Genomic DNA, 19,992 nt, shown 5'->3' on the forward strand with positions numbered 1-19,992 from the left:
AGCGAACCTTAAACGCCTGACGCCTAGTTTTTCGGCATCCGCCGAGCCGCCCAAACTGCCTGTCAGGCTTCATCCATGCGCCACTTGTCGAATCTTCTCGCTCGCTTTTGCCGCAGCGCCAGCGGCAACGTTGCCGTGACGTTCGCCATCGTCTGCGTGCCGGTGATCTCGGCGGTCGGTTGCGGCGTCGACTACAGCCGCGCCAACCAGATGCGCGCCAAGCTGCAGTCCGCGGTGGACGCCGCCTCGGTCGGCGCCGTGTCCCGCACATCCCCGGCCTTCATCGCGGCGGGGAGCATGACCTCGGACGGCGTGATCGCCGCCGGCAATGACGACGCCACCAAGCTCTTCAACGGCAACATGTCCGGCACGTCGGGCTACACGCTCAACAGCCTGACGCCGGAAGTGAAGAAGACCGGCGCGGTCCTCACGGCCAGCGTGTCGTACTCGGCCACCGTGCCGATGATGTTCATGACCGTCGTCGGCATCAAGACCATGACGCTGCAGGGCTCGTCGAAGGCGACGGCTTCGATGCCTAGGTATGTCGACTTCTACCTGCTGCTCGACAACTCGCCGTCGATGGGTGTCGCGGCGACGCCCGACGACGTCACCAAGATGGTCAACGCGACTTCCGACGGCAAGTACGGCAGCAACCGCTATTGCGCCTTCGCCTGCCACGACTACAACGACTCCAACAACTTCTACAATCTCGCAAAGAGCATTGGAGTCACCACGCGCATCGACGTGCTGCGCAGCGCCACCCAGCAGCTGATGGACAGGGCGATGCAGAAGCAGACCTACCCGAACCAGTTCCGCATGGCGCTCTATGATTTCGGGGCCGCGTCGAAGACGATCGGCTTGCGGTCGCTGTTCGCGCTGTCGTCGAACCTGTCCAGTGCCAAGAGCGCAGCCGGAAACATCGACCTCATGGGGGTTTACGGCAACAACGATTCCTACACGGCCGACAAGGATACGCCGTTCACCACCGTGTTCCCGGCCATCAACAACGAGATCTCGACGCCTGGCGACGGCACCACGGGCTCGCCGCTCAAATATCTGTTCTTCGTTTCGGACGGCGTGGCTGACGAAAGCAACGCCGCCTGTCTGAAGCCGAAGGCCAGCGGCAACCGCTGCCAGTCCCCGATCAATCCGGCGCTGTGCACCACGCTCAAGAGCCGCGGCATCAAGATCGCCGTGCTGTACACGACCTACCTGCAACTGCCGACGAACAACTGGTACATGAACTGGATCGATCCGTTCAACGCCGGACCGTTCGGTCCCTCGCCGAACAGCGAAATCGCGCAGAACATGCAGGCTTGCGCCTCCGACGGCTTCTACTTCGAGGTCTCGCCGACCCAAGGCATCTCGGATGCGCTCCAGAAGCTGTTCGATCGGGCCATCGCCGACGCGCGTATCGCGGGTTGATCTCTACCAGAATGCAATCCACAGGACGGCTTGATTTGTTCCGTTACGATCCGTAGCATTGCCTCCTGTAACCGAGGGATGTGATGATCAAGCTTGCAGCATTGTCGTCTTTCATTTTGGCGGGACTCTGCAGTCCAAGTCTGGCGATGGACTGCTGGAGCCCGCCCGTGAGGGCGCTGGGCGATCAGACCGTCCAAGGCCAGATGTTCGTCGCTGCCGGCAAGCGATGCTACATGATGTTGCAGGCAACGAACGGAGCGATGCTCAGCGCGCACGTGCTGGAGCAACCCAGTCACGGTTCAGCGACGGTGCGGGGCCTTCGGGTCACGTATGGTCCGCAGCCCAGCTATATCGGCGAGGACCGGTACGTCTATTCCTGGAAGGGTCTCGATAGGCTGAATCAACCGCGCACCTTCACCGTCGAGATGCGCGTCGTGGTCAGCCAGAAGCTCTGAACGGCTCAGGACCTGTAGTCGCCGTTGATGGCGACATACTCCTTGGTCAGGTCGCAGGTCAGGACGCGGTCGCGGCCCTTGCCGAGGCCGAGTGCGACCTTGATCTGGATGGTCTGCGCCTTCATCGCCTCGGAGACTTCGGTCTCGTCATAGGACGGATCGCGCGCGCCCTTCGAGGCGACGCGGATGCCGTTGAAGGAGATCGAGAGCTTGTCGCGATCGGCCGGCTCGCCGGCCTTGCCGACGGCCATCACGACGCGGCCCCAATTGGCGTCCTCGCCGGCGATCGCGGTCTTCACCAGCGGCGAGTTGGCGATCGACATCGCGATCCTGCGCGCCGACGGCTTGCTCTTGGCGCCCTCGACGACGATCTCGACCAGCTTGCGGGCCCCCTCGCCGTCGCGCGCGACCTGCTCGGCGAGATCGGCCAGCACGGCGTTGAACGCCTTCACGAACGCCTTGGCGTTGGGATCGCTGATGCGGCTGATCTTCGTCGCACCCTTGGCCGCCGCCGCGCCGGTCGCGAAGGCGAGCAAGGTGTCGGAGGTCGAGGTGTCGCCGTCGATGGTCACGGCGTTGAAGGTGTCCTCGACGCCGGCCTTGAGCAGCGCCTGCAGCGCGGGCGCCGTGATCGGCGCATCGGTGAAGATGAAGGACAGCATCGTCGCCATGTCGGGCGCGATCATGCCGGCGCCCTTGGCCATGCCGTTGATCCTCACCTTGGCCTTGCCGAGCTTGACGGTAGCGGTCGCGACCTTGGGGAAGGTGTCGGTGGTCATGATGGCGCGCGCCGCGCCCATCCAGTCGCCGGCCTCGGCCGTGCCGGCGAGGCCTTCCAGCACGCCGTCGAACTTGGTGGCGTCGAGCGGTTCGCCGATGACGCCGGTCGAGGCGAGGAAGATCTCGTCCTGCTTGCAGCCGACCGCCTTGGCGGCGATCGCCGCCGTCAGCGCCGTCGACTGTTTGCCGGTCTTGCCGGTGAAGGCATTGGCGTTGCCGGAATTGACGACCAGCGCACGCGCCTTGCCGCCCTTCAGCTTGGCGCGGCACCATTCGACCGGGGCGGAGGGGCATTTCGACTTGGTGAACACGCCGGCGACGGTGGTGCCGGGATCGAGCAGCGCCAGCAGCACGTCGGTGCGGTTCTTGTAGCGGATGCCGGCCGCTGCGGTCGCCAGCCTGACGCCGGCGAGCGCCGGCATCTCGGGGACTTCGGTCGGGGCGAGCGGGGAGACGGCTGAGGACATCGGGAGGCTTCCGGCGGGATTGGCGGGAAGCGCTCTGTATCATCTCGGCCAGCGTTGTGGGAGTGGATGTCTCCACGCCCACAGCCGTCATCCCCGCGAACGCGGGGATCCATAACCACAGGATTTAGTCGTGATCCTCGGTATTGGCCGCGTGCCCTTTTCAGGCATCACGCGGTATGGGTCCCGGCGCGGAGGCCGGGACGACACTGTTTGTGACGCGCCGATGTCGCGTCTCAGGCCAAGCGGCTCGGCTGCTTACTTCTTCGCCGGCTCGGCCGGCTTCGCGTCCGCCGGCTTGGCGTCGGCGGCCGGCTTGTCCAGGCGCTCGATCTTGGCGGACTCGCGCAGCTTGCCGACGTAGTCGGCCTGGGCCTTGCGGGTCACGTAGGTCTCGATCTGGCTCTTGACCTGGTCGAACTCCGGCGGCTTGCGGTTGCGCTTTTCCTCGACCTTGATGACGTGCCAGCCGAACTGGGTCTTCACCGGGTCCGAGATCTTGCCCGGCTCCATGCCGAACGCGACGTTGGCGAATTCCGGCACCATCTGCTCCTTGGTGAAGAAGCCGAGATCGCCGCCATCGGAGGCGCCGGGGTCCTTGGACTTCTTCTTGGCGAGCTCGGCGAAATCGGCGCCCTTGGCGAGCTCGGCCTTGACGGCCTTGGCCTCGTCCTCGGTCTCGACCAGGATGTGGCGCGCATGCACCTCCTGCTCGCCGCCGATCTGCTTGGAGGCCTCCTCATAGACCTTCTTCATTGCGTCCGGCGTGGTCGCGGCCTTGCCCTCGCTGGCGAGCAGGCTGTCCATCAGCAGGCGGTTGCGGGTGAAGGCGAGGCGCTTCTTGAACTCCTCGCTGTCGGCGACCTTCTTGTCCTCGGCCGCCTTGGAAACGAGCTTCATGTCGATCAGGAACGACAGCACGTTCTCGTCCTTGGTCGCCGGGTCCATCTGCGCCAGGCTCTGGCCGAGCTCCTCCTCGGCGAGCGTGACGTCGCTCTTGCGGATTTCGGCACCGTTCACCTTGGCCAGCACCGGGTTGGCATCGTCGGCGGCGCGCGCGGGGGCGACCAGCAGCGACAATGCGAGACTGCCGGCAATAGCGGTAGCAAGGCCGAAGCGCAGGCCGGTTTTCGTAACCGGGAACGACTTGGTCATGGAAAATCCTTGTCTTGGAAGAGGGGGCTCCAGGGGCGTGGCCTCAGGGCGGCGGGGACACTCGCCCAATCGCGGTGCCTTGGCAACGCGAAAAGTCTGTCAATTTCGTGAAATCGGCGACAGGTTTGAGGGCAAAGTCCCGCTGTCGGGCGCCGTTGACAACGTTCCCCCCCAGCCATATCTCTGCCCGATCGCTTCAAGGGCGATAGCGCTTATTTTACTGCGTTTTTGGCCGTTGAACCCTGGTTTGCTCGTCTCCCACTCATCTGACGGCCGCCTGATGGCGCCGACGTTCGAGCCTGGCGCGGGTGCTGCGGTGCATCACGCCGGGAACAGCAAACCCAAACCATGAGTTACGGCTGCTACGCAGACCCATAGAGGCAGGATTTCAGCAATGATCGGCGCGCTCGCCCGTAAGCTTTTCGGCTCCGCCAATGACCGCCGCGTCAAGGGCTACCAGTCCCGCGTCAATGCCATCAACGCGCTGGAGCCGGAGCTCGCCAAGCTGACCGACGAGCAGCTCAAGGCGCGCACCGAGGAGTTCAGGAAGCAGCTCGCCGACGGCAAGGCGCTCGACGACATCCTGGTTCCGGCCTTCGCCACCGTCCGCGAGGCCTCCAAGCGCACCCTCGGCCAGCGCCATTTCGACGTGCAGCTGATCGGCGGCATGGTGCTGCACGAGGGTGACATCGCCGAGATGAAGACCGGCGAAGGCAAGACCCTGGTGGCGACGCTCGCGGTGTACCTCAACGCGCTGGCCGGCAAGGGCGTCCACGTCGTGACGGTGAACGATTACCTCGCCCGCCGCGACGCCGGCTGGATGAGCCAGATCTACGGTTTCCTGGGCCTGACCACCGGCGTCATCGTGCACGGCCTCGACGATGCCGAGCGCAAGGCGGCCTACGCCTGCGACATCACCTACGGCACCAACAACGAATACGGCTTCGACTATCTGCGCGACAACATGAAGTACCGTCTGGAGGACATGGTCCAGCGCGGGCACTTCTTCGCCATCGTCGACGAGGTCGACTCGATCCTGATCGACGAAGCCCGCACGCCGCTGATCATCTCCGGTCCGCTCGACGACCGCTCCGACTTCTACAACACCATCGACACCTTCGTGCCGAAGCTCGACAAGTCCGACTACGAGGTCGACGAGAAGCAGCGCACGGTCACCCTGACCGAAGCCGGCATGGAGAAGATCGAGACCTTGCTGCGCGATGCCGGCCAGCTCAAGGGCGAGTCGCTCTACGACGTCGAGAACGTCTCCGTCGTTCACCACATCAACCAGGCGCTGCGCGCCCACACGCTGTTCACCCGCGACAAGGACTACATCGTCCGCGACGGCGAGGTGGTGATCATCGACGAGTTCACCGGACGCATGATGCCGGGCCGACGCTATTCCGAGGGCCTGCATCAGGCGCTCGAGGCCAAGGAGCACCAGCCGGTGCAGCCCGAGAACCAGACGCTGGCCTCGATCACCTTCCAGAACTACTTCCGAATGTATTCCAAGCTCGCCGGCATGACCGGCACGGCCGCCACCGAGGCGGACGAGCTGTTCGACATCTACAAGCTCGAGGTGCTGGAGATCCCGACCAATTTGCCGGTGGCGCGTCTCGATGAGGACGACGAGGTCTATCGCACCCAGCAGGAGAAATACGCCGCCATTCTCGCCGAGATCGAGCGCGCCAATGCGCGCCTTCAGCCGGTGCTGGTCGGCACCGCGTCGATCGAGAAGTCCGAGGTGCTCGCCGCCTATCTGAAGCAGCACGGCTACAAGCAGATCGATTTCGGCCAGCCGGCAGCGCTCGACAAGCTCTATGCGGCGGCCCGCGCGGGCAAGCCGGCAAAACTGTTCGCGGTGCTGAACGCGCGCTTCCACGAGCAGGAAGCCTATATCGTGGCCGAAGCCGGCGTCCCCGGCGCGATCACGATCGCGACCAACATGGCGGGCCGCGGCACCGACATCAAGCTCGGCGGTTCGCTGGACATGCGTCTGCAGCAGGAGACCGCCGGAATCACCGACGAGGCCGAGAAGGCCGCCAAGATCGAGCAGATCAAGGCCGACATCGCCCGCTTCCGCGAGATCGTGCTGAAGGCCGAGGAGACTGTCGAGATCGAGCCCGCCAAGGGCTCGAAGGCGGCCAAGACCGTGGTCAAGCCGGGCGGCCTCTACATCATCGGCTCCGAGCGCCACGAATCCCGCCGCATCGACAACCAGCTGCGCGGCCGCTCCGGCCGTCAGGGCGATCCGGGCCGCTCGAAATTCTTCCTGTCGCTGGAAGACGATCTGATGCGGATCTTCGGCTCCGACCGGCTGGACAGCATGCTGACCCGCCTCGGCCTCAAGGAAGGCGAGGCCATCATCCACCCCTGGATCAACAAGGCGCTGGAGAAGGCGCAGCAGAAGGTCGAGGCGCGCAACTTCGATATCCGCAAGAACCTCCTGAAGTTCGACAACGTCCAGAACGACCAGCGCAAGGTGATCTTCGACCAGCGCGTCGAGCTGATGCAGGACGAGAGCGTCGTCGAGACCATCACCGACATGCGCCACGCCTTCGTCGACGATCTCGTCAGCAAGCACGTGCCCGAGCACGCCTATGCCGAGCAGTGGGACGTGGCGGGCTTGAAGGACGAATTGAAGCGCGTGCTCGACCTTGATCTGCCGGTCGATGCCTGGGCCAAGGAAGAGGGCATCGCCGACGAGGAGCTGCTCAAGCGCATCGAGACCCATGCCGACGAGCGCATGGCCGCCAAGGTCGCGCAATGGGGCCCCGACGTGATGCGCTACGTCGAGAAGACGATCCTGCTGCAGACGCTCGACCATCTCTGGCGCGAGCACCTGATCATGCTCGACCATCTGCGCCAGGTCATCGGCCTGCGCGGCTATGGCCAGCGCGATCCATTGCAGGAGTACAAGTCGGAAGCCTTCACGCTGTTCGAGGCCATGATCGCGCATCTGCGCGAGGCGGTCACGGCACAGCTGATGCGCGTCGAGATCGTGCCGCCTGAGGAGCAGCAGCAGACGCTGCCGCCGATGCAGGCCCATCACGCCGACCCCCACACCGGCGAGGACGAGATGGCCTTCGCCAACGTCTCCCTGGTGCCGTCCTCCGCCGCCGCGCCGGTCCCCGCCGAAGCCCGCAACCCGACCGACCCCACCACCTGGGGCAAGGTCGGCCGCAACGAGGACTGCCCCTGCGGCTCCGGCAAGAAGTACAAGCACTGCCACGGCAGGTACGCGTAAGCGCGAGACGGCCGCGACAGTCTTTCCTCCGTCATTGCGAGCGCAGCGAAGCAATCCAGAGTCCCGCCCACGACTCTGGATTGCTTCGCTACGCTCGCAATGACGCCGTTGCCCGAGCTGCGCATCCAACCCACCACTGTCGTCCCTGCGTTCGCAGGACGACACCTTTGGCTTGGCGCGATCCGGGCACACACTCCGCTGTCATCCCGGCGAACGCCGGGATCCATAGCCACAGGCCGATGTGTCGAGGGACGCTGACCGCTCCAGCACGTCGCCTCACACCTGTCGGAGCAGGGGACGCAGGTCAGCGCACAGCGCCGCTCGCGTGGCGCGGTGCCGCGCTCCGGCCGTTCCGCTTCCAACCCGACGTCCACTGCCGGATGCGCGCCACCGAGCGTCGCACCGCACTTGCCTTCAGCTCGCCCGAGCACACCGCCGCCGTCAGCGCGCCGTTGATCTCGCGGCCGACATCCGACGTCTGGTCCTCGTCGCTGAACTTGGTGAACATGATGATATCAGCGCCCGCCTTGACCGCGTCGATGGCGGCGGCGGCCGGCGGCTTGGCGTCGAGGATGGCCTTCATGGCGAGATCGTCCGTCATGACAACGCCGTCATAGCCGAGCTCGCGGCGCAGCATGCGATCGATCGCATGGCCGCCGCTCTGGGTGGCGACGCCGTCCCATCGGCCCGCATGAGCGAGATGGCCGACCATGATCGCCCCAGCCAGCCCCCGCCGTATCAACCGTCGATATGGCTTCAGCTCGGCTGACGACCATGTCTTCGTCACGTCGGCAATGCCGGCATGACTGTCGGCGGTCGACGATCCATGCCCCGGGAAATGCTTGAGCACCGTCAGGATGCCCTGCTTGCGGTGCGCCTGGATGAACGCCGCCGCATAACGCACCACTGTCTCGGAATCGCTGCCATAGCTGCGCTGCCGCTGCCCGATGATCGGGTTCGACGGGTTGGTGTTGAGGTCCACCACCGGCGCGAGATTGATGTTGATGTGCAGCGTCGCAAGCTTCTCGGCGAGCGCGGCGTAGGCGCTGCGCGCCGCCGTGATGGAGCCCCGAGCGACCTCTGCAGCCGATGGTGTTGCGGCAAGCCCGATGTTCGGTCCAAGCCGCTCGACGGTGCCGCCTTCGTCGTCGATGGCAATGAACGGCGGAGTCGCGCACTTGCAGGACCGGATCCGCTCGATCATCGCTGTGAGATCATCCGCTGTGCCGACATTGCGCCCGAGAATGACGACACCGCCGATCAGTCCCTCCTCGAGATCGGCGAGCAGCTGCTTAAATCCCGGATCGGACGGCTTGGTCGCGAAGAAGCCGGCCATGATCATCGGGCCAACGAGCTGCGGTGTCGCAGATCGGTTGCCGCAGTCGGCGGCAAGGCCGGGCTGACCCGACAGCATCAGAAAGCTGGCGGCCAGCAACAGTCGGCCTGATCGTCGGAGCATAGTGCTCTCCGCTGGGCGGCTGTTTCGGTGACGGCTCGTAGGCACCGGTTCAGATCGCGTCGCCCCCGGTCGGTCTCAGATCGTCGCCAGGCTCTCGACCTTCGCTCCTTCCGCGATCGTGCGCGGTGCCGTATTCAGCTGCTCGATCGCAAACCCGGCCGCCTTCTTGTAGTTGGCCATGAACGCGTCGCGCTCGGCCGGCGGCACCACCTCGTCAATATTAGTGAACTTGCCGCCGCAGCGCTCGTCGACGAGGTTGAGCAGGCCGAACGGGCCGGCGCCGCGGTTGCGCAGGATCACTTGCGAGATCGGGCCGCACAGCTTCTCGTCGTAGGCCGCGAGCGCGGCCGGCGTCACGCCGTGGGCCAGCAGCATGGTGCCGAGCACGCGGGCGTCGACGATCGCCTGGCTCGCGCCGTTCGAGCCGGTCGGGTACATCGCATGCGCGGCGTCGCCCAGCAGCGCGACCGGGCCGTCGACCCAGGTCGAGACCGGATCGCGGTCGATCATCGGGTTCTCATAGGCGCCGTCGGCGCCGGCGATCAGCGCGGGCACGTCGAGCCAGTCATAGGTCCAGCCGGCGAAATGATGCGCGAACTCACTGACCGGCACCTGGCGGAACCAGCCGGTCTGTTTCCAGCCCTCGGTGTTGTCCATCGTCACTTCCGCGATCCAGTTGATCAGGGCGAGGCCCGTCCGGGGATCGGGATGCGAGATCGGATAGACCACGACGCGATGGCGATGGGTGCCGAGGCCGACGAACGACGATCCGGTGCGCATCGGCTTGGCCCAGGTCACGCCGCGCCACATCACGGCGCCGCCCCAATGGATCGGCGGCTGCGTCGGATGCATCTGCGCGCGCACCGCCGAGTGGATGCCGTCGGCGCCGATCAGGAGCCGGCCGCGCTGCTCGGAGCGCGAGCCATCGGCATGCTCGATGCGCGCCGTCACCGTGCCATCGGCGTTCTTCGCATAGCCCGCGACGCGGCTGGCGAGCCGCACGGTCGCGGCGCCCGCGCGCTGCACCAGCCGGCTGTGCAGCAGCATGTGCAGCTTGCCGCGATGCACGGCATATTGCGGCCAGTTGTAGCCGGCGAGCAGCCCGCGCGTCTCGGAATAGATGTCGTTGCCGTTCAGGCCGACCAACGCCCACTCCTTCGCCGGCACGCCGACCTGGTCCAGGTCGTCGGCGCCGATGCCGAGGTCGTAGAGCTCGCGCACGGCGTTCGGCTGCAAATTGATGCCGACCCCGAGCGGCCGCATCTCGCGCACGCTCTCATAGACGATGCAGGGCACGCCGATCTGCTGCAGGGTCAGCGCCGTCGCGAGGCCGCCAATGCCGCCGCCGGCGATGAGGACAGGAAGGTCGGTCATGGGCATGGTCCGCTACACGTGAACTCGAAACAGAACTCGAACAATGGACCAAAGGGATGGCGACACGGCGCGTGCAGCGCGTGCGGATCGCTCCCCCTCGATCCACGGCCAGCGTTGTCCGCTGGGCTGATGAAAAAGGCCTAGTTCAGAAGCCCGGCGGAGACAAGGGGAATGGGCTTGGCCCGCGGGTATGATAGGCTGGCCCGATGCGGCACCGATCTCTCATCCTCTGTCTTTCCCTGCTCCTCTCCTGCCTCGGGAGCCCGGCCATGGCTTTTGACATCGAAGCCCACCGGGGCGGCCGCGGGCTGTTCCCGGAGAACACGCTGCAGGCCTTCACCGCGGCCTTGGCCATGGGAGTCGACACGCTGGAGCTCGACACCGGGGTCACGCGTGACGGCGTGCTGGTGGTCTCGCACGAGCGGCGGCTCAATCCCGATCTCGCCCGCGACGCGTCCGGCAACTACGTCGCGCCGCCCGGCCGCCCGCTGCTGGAGCTGTCGCTGGCCGAGGTGCAGTCCTACGATGTCGGCCAGATCCGGCCCGGCAGCGACTACGCCAAGCAGTTTCCCGATCAGAAGGTGCTGTCCGGCGACGTCCCGCCGCGGATCCCGACCCTGAAGGAAGTCATCGATCTCGTGCGCCTGTTTGGCAACGAGCATGTGAAGCTCAACATCGAGACCAAGCTCGATCCGGATCATCCCGGGGAGGCACCGGATCCGGAGCGGTTCGTCACATTGCTGCTCGGCCTGATCGAGGCCGAGCATTTTGCCGGCCGCGTGATGATTCAATCGTTCGACTGGCGCACCTTGCAGCTGGTGCAGCAGCGCGCGCCTCAGATTCCAACCGTCTATCTGTCGCTGCAACGTGGCAAGGCGCCGACGGTGTCGCTGACCGAGGCGACGCGCTGGACGGCAGGCTTCAACCCCGCCGATCACGGCGGCTCGCTGCCGCGCACCATCCACGCCGCCGGCGGCAAAGTGTGGTCGCCCTATTTCGCCGACGTCACGCCGGAGCTGATCCGCGAAGCGCACGCGCTCGGGCTGAGCGTCGTGGTGTGGACCGTCAACAAGCCGGAGGACATAACGCGGCTGATCGATGGCGGCGTCGACGGCATCATCTCCGACCGGCCGGACCTGTTGCGCAAGGTTGCGGTAGAGAAGGGCATCGTCCAGCCGATTGGGCCCGCGGGTTCGAAGTGAGGCCACCCGTGGAGCTTGTATCTCTCGGGTTCAAGATGGCCGGCCATCGCTTTTGATCCCGTTTTGACATCCCGAGCCGGCGCGGCATCGCCGGTCCGCTCCCTCGCCCCGTTCTTACGGGGAGAGGGTTGGGGTGAGGGGCGCCGCACGGGAAGTGTTCGTGGTGAGACCTGTACCCGTCGGCCGGAGCGCTGGCGGTGAGTTATTGCATCGACGATCGAGGTTTTGTGCTTGCCTGCCTCCACATCGTCATGGCCGGGCTTGTCCCGGCCATCCACGTCGTTCGGCACGCTGAGAACGACGTGGATGCCCGGGACAAGCCCGGGCATGACGGAGTGACTAACGAAGAGGATCGGCTATCGCGGCAGCCTCGTATGCCAATGTGCGATCGTCCGGCCCCAGTCAGGGCGAGGTGCACCGAGCGAGCGGCGAATCGATCGCACATCGGGAAACTGCAGTCGCGCGCAGCTCTCACCCCATCACCACCTCATGCCGGATCACGAACGGCGCCAGCAAGGTGTGCACCTCGTGCTCGATCGCCTTGCGTTGCTCGGCCGGCACGTTGCGCAGGGTCACCGTGGCGAGGCTGCCGTGGCTGCCATGGGCGCCGACTTTCACACTGCAATCGATGCCGCGATCGGTCAGCTGCGACAGCACCTTTGTGAACACGCGCGCGGCGGCGTCCCAGCGCAGCTGCGGCTTGAACACCTTGCCGACGCCGGTCACCGGCATCGGATCGATCGGGATGATCTGCACCGGCACCGCGGCGCGCTCCGGGGTGCGCGCGCGCACCCAGTCCTCCAGCTCGCCCGGCTGCACGGAGGCGCCCGGCTTGAGCTGGACGTAGCCGATCGGCAGCTCGCCGGCATAGGCGTCGGGTTGGCCGACCACGGCGGCGAAGCCGACCGCCGGATGTTGGAACAGGATGTCCTCGATCGGCGCCGGGTCGATGTTGTGGCCGCCGCGGATCACGAGGTCCTTGGCGCGGCCGGTGATCCACAGGAAGCCGTCGGCATCGAGCCGGCCGAGATCGCCGGAGTTGACCCAGTGTCCCTCGACGAAGGCGCCCTTGTTGTGGGCGTCGTCGAGATAGCCGGAGAACACGCCGGGCCCGGCCATGATGACGACGCCGATCTCGTCGACAGCGCAGTCGCGCTCGTAGCGCCCGTCGGCATCGAGCTTGACGATGCGCACCTTGGCGTAGGGCAAGGGCAGGCCGACCGAGCCGAGCCGGATCGGCTGGTCCGGATAGGCCATGGTGTGCACGCTGGCCGTCTCGGTCATGCCGTAGACCTCGATCACCGGCAGCTTCAGCTTGTCCATGATCGCCTGTCCCACGGCGACCGGAATTGCCGAGCCGCCGCCGGCGGCGTAACGCAGGCTGGAGATGTCGGCTTGGCCTTGCGGCACGCCGAGCGTCGCCGCCAGCACCGTCGGCACGCTCGACAGCGTCTCCGGCTTGAAGCGCTCGACCAGGCCCCAGATGTTGCGCACCGCATTCGGATTGCGCCAGCCGGCGCCGGACAGCACCACCAGCGAGCCGCCGGCCGACAGCGTCTGCAGCGCCTGGGTCAGCGATCCCCCGACGTGAAACAGCGGCATGCCGAACAGCAGCGTGCCGCCGGGCTTGGCCTTCAGAACAAGGTTGATGCCCCAGGCCTGGTAGACCTGGTTGCCATGGCTGTGCCGCACCAACTTCGGCGTGCCGGTGGTGCCGCCAGTGTGGAAATACGCCGCGGTGTCGCTGGCCTTGATCTGCCGGCCGCTGACGAGGTGATCCGCCGGTTGCGGCTTGATCAGATCGTTGAAGGCATGGATGCCGTTGGCCGGGTCGCCGCCGCCATGCACCTGCACGATCGCCTTGAGGTGCTTGAGGCTGCCGCGCACCTTTTCGACCTTCTGCCAGATGTCGGTGCCGGGCAGGGGGCCGAGCGCCACCAGCACCTTGGTCTTGGCGGCATCGAGGATCTCGGCGATCTGGTGCGGCTCGAGCAGCGGGTTGACCGGGTTGGCGATGCCCGCGGCCTCCGCGCCGAACAAGGTCACGAAGGCGTCGGGCACAAGCGGCAGCATGAAGCTGACGACGTCATCGGGGCCGACGCCGAGCGCATGAAACATGTTGGCGGCCTGCGTCACCCGGGCGACGAAGTCGCGATAGGAGATCACGACCGGCGTATCGGCGGGATCGGCATTCTGCAGAAACTGGATCGCCGGGGCGTCGGGATTGGCCGATGCCCCGCATTTGAGCGCCTCATAGGTGCTCTGCGCCGCGATCCGTTCGCTGTACGGCATCTGCTCGAAGGCGCGGATGTCCGCCGTGCTGGCGAATGTCGGATAATCGCTGCCGATGGCGCGATCGAGCAGATGAATGCCCATAGGATTTCCCATGGCCTGTCCTCCCTGTGTCGTGTCCTCGTCCGGCCGAATGCGGCCGCCATCGCGCGCGGGCTCTGTGGCCCGTTCGCCGCGATCGTCAGGGAACAAGATGAGGGAGGAATTGTCTTGCGTCCATCCCGGCGTTGCCGGGTCGACGATCCCATTTGCCGCAGGAGAATGGAGACCTCCTTTTCCTTGATGCGGCGCGAAACTTCGCGGCGTCCGTCATTGCGAGCGAATCGACGCAATCCAGAGCCTTCTGTTGCGCGCTCCACAATGCCCGCGTCGCTCGGAGAGCTTACGCGGCGGCGCTGGCGCTCTGCGGTGTGGTCTCGTGTGACGCTCCGACCTCCTGGATCATCCGGCTGATGGCGTCGCGCGGCATCGGCTTGCCGAACAGGAAGCCCTGCACGCTGCTGCAGCCTTCGTCGCGCAGGAAGGCGAGGTGCTGCTCGGTCTCGACGCCCTCGGCCAGCACGGGAATGTTCAGGCTGCGCCCGAGCAGCAGCGTCGCCTTGACGATGGCGGCGGCGTGCACGCTGGTCTCGACCGATTGGATGAAGCTCTTGTCGACCTTGATCTTGTCGAACGGGAATACCTGCAAGGTCGAGAGCGACGAATAGCCGGTGCCGAAATCGTCCATCGCAACCGTGACGCCGATCGCCTTCAGCGCCTGCATCACCTGCAGCGCATGCTGGCGGTCGGCGATGATGCCGGTCTCGGTCAGCTCGATCTCCAGCCGCGCCGGCGCCAGCCCGGTCTCGCGCAGCACCTCGGCGACGCGCCTCGGTAGATCGTGGTTGAGCTGCATCGGCGCGACGTTGACGGCCACTTTGAACGGCTGGCTCCAGCTCGCCGCGGTCGCGCAGGCGGTGCGCAGTACCCAGTCGCCGATGTCGACGATCAGTCCCGTCTGTTCGGCCATCGGGATGAAATCGTTCGGCGGCACGCGGCCCTTGACCGGGTGATTCCAGCGCAGCAGCGCCTCGAAGCCGATGATCTCGCCGCTCTGCGTGTCGTTCTGGACCTGGTAGTGCAGCTCGAACTCGTTGCGCACCAGCGCGCGCTTGAGGTCGATGGCAAGCTCGGCGCGGCGCCGGCTGGCCTCGTCCATCGACGGCTCGTAGGTGCAGATCTTGCCCTGGCCGAGGCTCTTGGCGCGATACATCGCGAGATCGGCGCGGGCGAGCAGTTCGTCGGAGGTCAGGCCGTGCTCGGGATGCAGCGCGATGCCGATGCTGCAGCCGACCGACAGGCTGCGTTGCTCCCAGTCGACGGGGCTGAGCACCAGCGCGCGGACCCGCTCGGCGAACTTCGCCGCCTCGGCGCGGGCGAAGATCTCGCTCTTCACCGCGACGAACTCGTCGCCGCCGATCCGGGCCAGGAACTCGCCCGGCTGCAGCGTCGACGCGATCCGCTGCGCGATCGTCGTCAGCACCGCATCGCCGGCGGCGTGGCCGTGCGCGTCGTTGATGTCCTTGAAGCGGTCGAGGTCGATCGCCAGCACGACCAGATGTGCGGTCTCGTCGCCCTCGGTCAGCAGCGGCGCGAGCCGCTGGCCGAGACCGTTGCGGTTGGCGAGGCCCGTGAGCGGATCCTGCAGCGCCAGCTGCCGATAGCCTTCGACCGCCTCCTGCGTGGCCTGCATGTCGATCATGTAGGCCGACGCCGCCATCGCCATGATCAGGCCGATGCCGGTGACGATGCTGATGAGCATCACGCTGTCGGACAGCGCTTGCGCCGGCGCGGACACTCCGGCCATCGGCATCAAGGTCAACGCCGCCATGCCGGTAAAATGCAGGCTGAGGATCGCGAGGACCATCGCGGCGAGCTGCCATATTTGCAGAACCGCGTCACTGGCCGCGCGATCCGGTTGGCGGCGACCGCGCCGAAGCCCATCGCCAGCATGAGCGAGAGCCAGATCGCCGGCGCGTGCCACGTCCGGATGCCGTCGAGATTGAGCGCGCTCATGCCGGTGTAGTGCATTGCGGCGATGCCGAAGCCGAACACGGCGCCGCCGATCTCGATCAGCGGGCCGCGCTGGGTGCGGGTGGTGATGAAGAAGCCGAGCCAGGAAAACACGATCGCCAGGCCGAGCGAGGCGAAGGTGAGGCCGGCTTCGAACGAGCGGTTGCCGGGCGAGTCATAGCCGAGGATCGCCGCGAAATGCGTCGTCCACACCGTGCCGCCGGCGACGAGGCCTGCGAGAAACAGCAGATGAAACCGGCGCAGCCCGGTGTTGCGGCGGACGCGCGCCAGCAGGCGCATCGACAGAATGGAGCCGAGCACGCAGACCAGCAGCGCGGCGGCGACGTAGCGGAGATCGTGATCGGCGGGGAGGCAGGACAGGATCGTCAACATCGGCAAAGAACCCTCACGCGGGCCAGCTACGGTTCGCGGCGCGCTGCGTTTTGCCGCGCGTGAATCGCAGTTAGCAAAGCGTCAATGCGGACAGGAATGCTGCCCGCATCGATCCATGCACGAGGTTGGAAAGCCGATGCTTAAGGCACGCGGCGCCTGCTTGCGAGTTCCGGATGGAACCCTGGACATCATGACGAAATCATCAACACGTTTTGTCAGTCTGCGCCAAGCTGGAACTGCGCCGGCTCAGTGCGATGCTCTCGCATGGCCTTCAGAACCATGAGGCCAACGGCCGAACCTCGCCCTTTGAGACGCGCGCAAAGTGGAGCGCTCCTCAGCGTGAGGAGTAGCAGCAGCTTGGCGTATTGATGGTCCCGTGTGCAGCGCCCGCCCCGGCGCTCGATCCTCTCCATGAGGTCGCTGTCGATAGCCGACAGCGACCTCATGGCCTGTGTGCAGGGCCGATTTCGGCGCTCAACCCTCATGGTGAGGAGCGCCTCGCCCGTTAGATGGCTATGCGGCATGTGGGAATCCGCGGCGCGTTCCGGCGATGCTCTCGCATCGCCGTGAGAACCATGAGGCCCGTGAACGGTCAGCGATAATCCCCTTGCTCCGCCGTAACCCACCACCACACGCGTATTTGCGTTCCCCGGGCCCGCAACGGGTTGCCGCTGGATGACGAAATTCATACGATCGGATGACAGTCACATGAATTTTGGAGTGCCGGATGCGTGCGCAGCAGCGAGCCTTGTCGAACCCGGTCGCCCTGTGGTGGGCGATGCTGACCCTGGTCAGCCTCGCCAACATCGTGTTCTGGCTCATCCTGTATCGCCAGCTCAACGGCGGGAGCGCCGCAGCGAGTCAGTCCTCCGACACCAGTGCGATGCTCGCACTGTCGGCGGCCTATGTGTTCGGCTGCGCTTTCCGCTCGGTGCTGCCGCGCGCCGACGTGCAGCGCATCTGCCTGGTCGACAGCTGGCTGTCGAGCATCTTCGTCGGCCGCAGCGTCGCGACCATCGCGGAGATCGCGTTCGCCGCGCAATGGGCCATCATCCTGGCGCAGCTCGGCGCGATCGCCGATGCCGAGACCGCGGTCAACATGGCGCGTCTCATCGTGCCGATCATCGTCGTCGCCGAGATCTGCTCCTGGTACGCGGTCGTCACGAAGAACTTCCTCTACAACGCGATCGAGAACTCGCTGTGGGCGGTTGCCTTCCTGCTCGTCGGCATTGGCCTCGGGCGTCTCTTGCCGGAGTTCGACGGGCTGGTGCGTGGTCTGCTGATCACGGGCCTCGTCGGCATCGCCTGCTATCTCGCGTTCCTCGTCGTCGTCGACGTGCCGATGTATGTGAAGCGCTGGCGCATCGAGCGCGCGGCCGGCACGCCGCTGCTGCATCCGCTGGTGGGCTTGCGCGATTCCGCCACGCAGTGGACCGTCACCCACGAGTTCGAGCACTGGAAGGAAGAGATCGCCTGGATGTCGCTGTATTTCAGCGCTGCGGTCTGGGGCTCGCTGGCGCTGTGCGCGCTGTCGGCGATGAACGATCAGCTGCCGCGTGATCGCGCCGCAGCGGCGCCTGCGGCGATTGTGCAGCCGGTGCAGATGCGCTGAGCCGTTCACGGCAGGGATCAAGGCGACAAACAACCCGCGGTGACATGCACCGCGGGTTGCTTCGTGTCTGCTGACATCAGCCGTGCATCGCGAAGTGATGTCCGTCGTCCATCTGGACGACGTGGCTGTAGTCGACATGCGGGGCGTCGTGCGCGCCACCGGCATGGCCGACGTCGAAGTTCGGCGGCACGATGCCGGTGTTGCCGGGGTGGCCGTGATCGCCGAAATTGTCGACGATGATCGGGTTGTGCGACGAGCCTTCGCCGTGCAGCGGGCCGCCGCCGAAGCCGAACCCCGAGCCGGACTCGGCGCCCTGGACGTTCTCGCCGGCCTGGTGGACCGCCGAGGCAATCGAGTCCCAGAACCCGCCATGGCTGCCGCCATCCGCCCCGGCATGGGCGATCTGGATGCTGCCGTCGCTGCGCAGGCCGTCCTGCGCCAGCTTGAAGATGTCACCGATCGCAGCGCCGAGATTGCCGTGGCTGAGATCGCTGACCAGCGAGCCGAGATCGTGCCCGATCGATTCGAGCTGGTGGCCGATGCTGCCGGTCATGTCTCCGGCGGTCTGCGCCAGGCCGCTGATGCCTTCGCCGAGGAAGTGGCCGACGCCGTCGACCACACCGGTGCCGACCGATTCGACGCCGTGCGCCAGGCCGGACACCGCGGCACCGACGTTGCCGCCGATCAGGTCGCCCGCCGCGGACACCGTGTCGGTGACCACGCCGATGGCGCCGTCAGCAACCGCCACGCCGGCGTCGAAGCCGCCCTTCACCACGGCGCCCGCGGCGTCGAGCGCATCGGCCCCGACATCGGCCGCGGTGCCGACGATGGTGCCGGCCATGTCGAGCGCGCCGTGACCGAGCGCGCCGGCCGCTTCCAGTCCGGCTTCGCCGAGACCGACCGCGGTATGCACCGCGTCCCCTGCGACATCGAGCGCACCATGCGCCACGTCACCGGCGACGTGCAGCCCGCCATCGACGATGTCGCCGCCGATATTCTTCACGTCATTGACCACGCCGTCGATGTCGCCATGCACGAGATGGCCGAGGCCCGAGGCCACGTCGCCGACCACGTTGACGCCGGTATGAAGGACGTCACTGCCGACATGCACGACGGTCGACGCCACGTCCTCGACGGTGTGGAGCACGCCGCTGCCGACCGCCTCGGCACCGTGCTCGAGCGCGCCGAGCACGCCACCCACGGCGTGAAAGGCCTCGCCACCCAGCGCGCCGATTCCGTGCACCACGCTGCCGACCGCATGCGCCGCGTCGCCGGCCACATGCTCCACGGTGTTGACCACGGCCGAAGCCGCGCCGCCGACCGCACCCGCCACATCGCTGGCCACGTCCTTCACGTCATCCACGACCGAACTGACGGCATCGGTGACATCATCCCAAAAGCCCATGATTTGCTCCTCTCGGTTGCGTCACCTCGCCTCGGGTGACGGCGCTGTTGTCGCAGATCCCGGCCGCGCGCTCCGTGCGCGACGTCACGCAGGAAAATGTTGCGCGAACGAGCTTCGCATGATGCCGGTTGGCCTTGCCCGTCGGGCGACTCGGGCGCCCGTGTCGTTGTTGTTTGCGCGTATGTCAGCGGGCCGGGCGCCACTCAAACGGCCTGCGCCGAGAGACTGATTTCGTTTGCGCGTTCAAGCTGATTTGGGCTGTCCAGTCCGTAGCGAAAAAATATATCGCTTCTCTTTTTCAGAAGAGCGTGGTCTTCTCTCGCTCGTCCTGCCTCATCGACGAGGGGCGCTACGCGGTCGTCACGAAGCGTGGAGTGCGGGATGTGGTGGGCGGGCCGGGTTGCAGCGTGAGCAATCGCGCCGACGAACTACACCGGTCCGTACGGTCAAGTCGCGTGGTCCTGGCCTCCCGAAGCTGAGGTCAAGTCCGTGCCGATGCGCCTCAAGCGCTCGCGCGGATGACGGTGGCCAACAAGCCCGGCGCACCGGGGAGATCGCGAAGCAGCCGTTCAAACCATCGCGCAGGGAGGGCCGGGTCGTTCCGGCTGGACCTGTGGTTCTGCCGCCTGCATTTTTTCCGCAGGCGGGCCACGGGCCTCAGTCGAGGCCCGGCCTTC

The 19,992-nt window shown here is 66.2% G+C and carries 11 protein-coding genes and 1 pseudogene; 5 read left to right on the forward strand and 7 right to left on the reverse strand.

Going from position 1 to position 19,992, the window contains the following annotated elements:
- The first annotated feature begins 75 nt into the window (after positions 1-75).
- Both ACQR1I_RS00695 and ACQR1I_RS00700 read left to right on the forward strand, forming a co-directional pair.
- Entirely contained in the window at positions 76-1,425 is a 1,350-nt protein-coding gene (locus tag ACQR1I_RS00695; RefSeq protein ID WP_434865277.1) for a TadE/TadG family type IV pilus assembly protein, read from the forward strand.
- An 83-nt stretch (positions 1,426-1,508) separates the two neighbouring features.
- Complete coding sequence (locus ACQR1I_RS00700) at positions 1,509-1,880, forward strand: hypothetical protein (protein ID WP_434865278.1); 372 nt, start codon at positions 1,509-1,511, stop codon at positions 1,878-1,880.
- Positions 1,881-1,885: 5 nt separating this feature from the next.
- Here the strand turns inward: ACQR1I_RS00700 and argJ are convergent, their stop codons facing one another.
- Complete coding sequence (gene argJ, locus ACQR1I_RS00705; protein WP_434865279.1) at positions 1,886-3,127, reverse strand: bifunctional glutamate N-acetyltransferase/amino-acid acetyltransferase ArgJ; 1,242 nt, start codon at positions 3,125-3,127, stop codon at positions 1,886-1,888.
- Between the two features lie 255 nt (positions 3,128-3,382).
- Positions 3,383-4,279, reverse strand: coding sequence for a peptidylprolyl isomerase (locus ACQR1I_RS00710; protein ID WP_434865280.1), 897 nt, complete (start codon positions 4,277-4,279; stop codon positions 3,383-3,385).
- 394 nt (positions 4,280-4,673) lie between these two features.
- Between ACQR1I_RS00710 and secA the strand changes: the two genes are divergently transcribed.
- On the forward strand, positions 4,674-7,526 hold the full coding sequence (secA, locus tag ACQR1I_RS00715) for a preprotein translocase subunit SecA (protein WP_434865281.1): 2,853 nt from the start codon (positions 4,674-4,676) through the stop codon (positions 7,524-7,526).
- Positions 7,527-7,830: 304 nt separating this feature from the next.
- Here secA and ACQR1I_RS00720 read toward each other — a convergent pair whose 3' ends face one another.
- Together ACQR1I_RS00720 and ACQR1I_RS00725 are read right to left on the reverse strand one after the other, a co-directional pair.
- A complete protein-coding gene (locus ACQR1I_RS00720) occupies positions 7,831-8,985 on the reverse strand; it encodes a glycoside hydrolase family 3 N-terminal domain-containing protein (protein WP_434865282.1) in 1,155 nt (384 codons plus the stop codon).
- A gap of 75 nt (positions 8,986-9,060) precedes the next feature.
- Positions 9,061-10,359: a flavin-dependent oxidoreductase gene (locus ACQR1I_RS00725; RefSeq protein WP_434865283.1), complete on the reverse strand. Its 1,299-nt coding sequence runs from the start codon at positions 10,357-10,359 to the stop codon at positions 9,061-9,063.
- 269 nt (positions 10,360-10,628) lie between these two features.
- Between ACQR1I_RS00725 and ACQR1I_RS00730 the strand changes: the two genes are divergently transcribed.
- Positions 10,629-11,561, forward strand: a complete 933-nt coding sequence (locus ACQR1I_RS00730) for a glycerophosphodiester phosphodiesterase (protein WP_434865284.1) — start codon at positions 10,629-10,631, stop codon at positions 11,559-11,561.
- Between the two features lie 471 nt (positions 11,562-12,032).
- On the opposite strand, the gene ACQR1I_RS00735 is transcribed toward ACQR1I_RS00730, so the two are convergent.
- Together ACQR1I_RS00735 and ACQR1I_RS00740 are read right to left on the reverse strand one after the other, a co-directional pair.
- Positions 12,033-13,949, reverse strand: coding sequence for an acyl-CoA synthetase (locus ACQR1I_RS00735; RefSeq protein ID WP_434865285.1), 1,917 nt, complete (start codon positions 13,947-13,949; stop codon positions 12,033-12,035).
- A gap of 286 nt (positions 13,950-14,235) precedes the next feature.
- Positions 14,236-16,298 (reverse strand): annotated as a pseudogene (locus tag ACQR1I_RS00740) (putative bifunctional diguanylate cyclase/phosphodiesterase).
- Positions 16,299-17,025: 727 nt separating this feature from the next.
- On the opposite strand from ACQR1I_RS00740, the gene ACQR1I_RS00745 reads away from it, so the two are divergent.
- A complete protein-coding gene (locus ACQR1I_RS00745) occupies positions 17,026-17,910 on the forward strand; it encodes a hypothetical protein (RefSeq protein ID WP_434865286.1) in 885 nt (294 codons plus the stop codon).
- A gap of 76 nt (positions 17,911-17,986) precedes the next feature.
- Here ACQR1I_RS00745 and ACQR1I_RS00750 read toward each other — a convergent pair whose 3' ends face one another.
- The gene (locus tag ACQR1I_RS00750; RefSeq protein ID WP_434865287.1) at positions 17,987-19,315 is read right to left on the reverse strand and encodes a hypothetical protein; all 1,329 of its coding nucleotides are present in this window, start codon (positions 19,313-19,315) and stop codon (positions 17,987-17,989) included.
- Positions 19,316-19,992: the final 677 nt, after the last annotated feature.

The organism is Bradyrhizobium sp. HKCCYLS2038 (assembly GCF_051167655.1).
Taxonomy (GTDB): Bacteria; Pseudomonadota; Alphaproteobacteria; order Rhizobiales; family Xanthobacteraceae; genus Bradyrhizobium.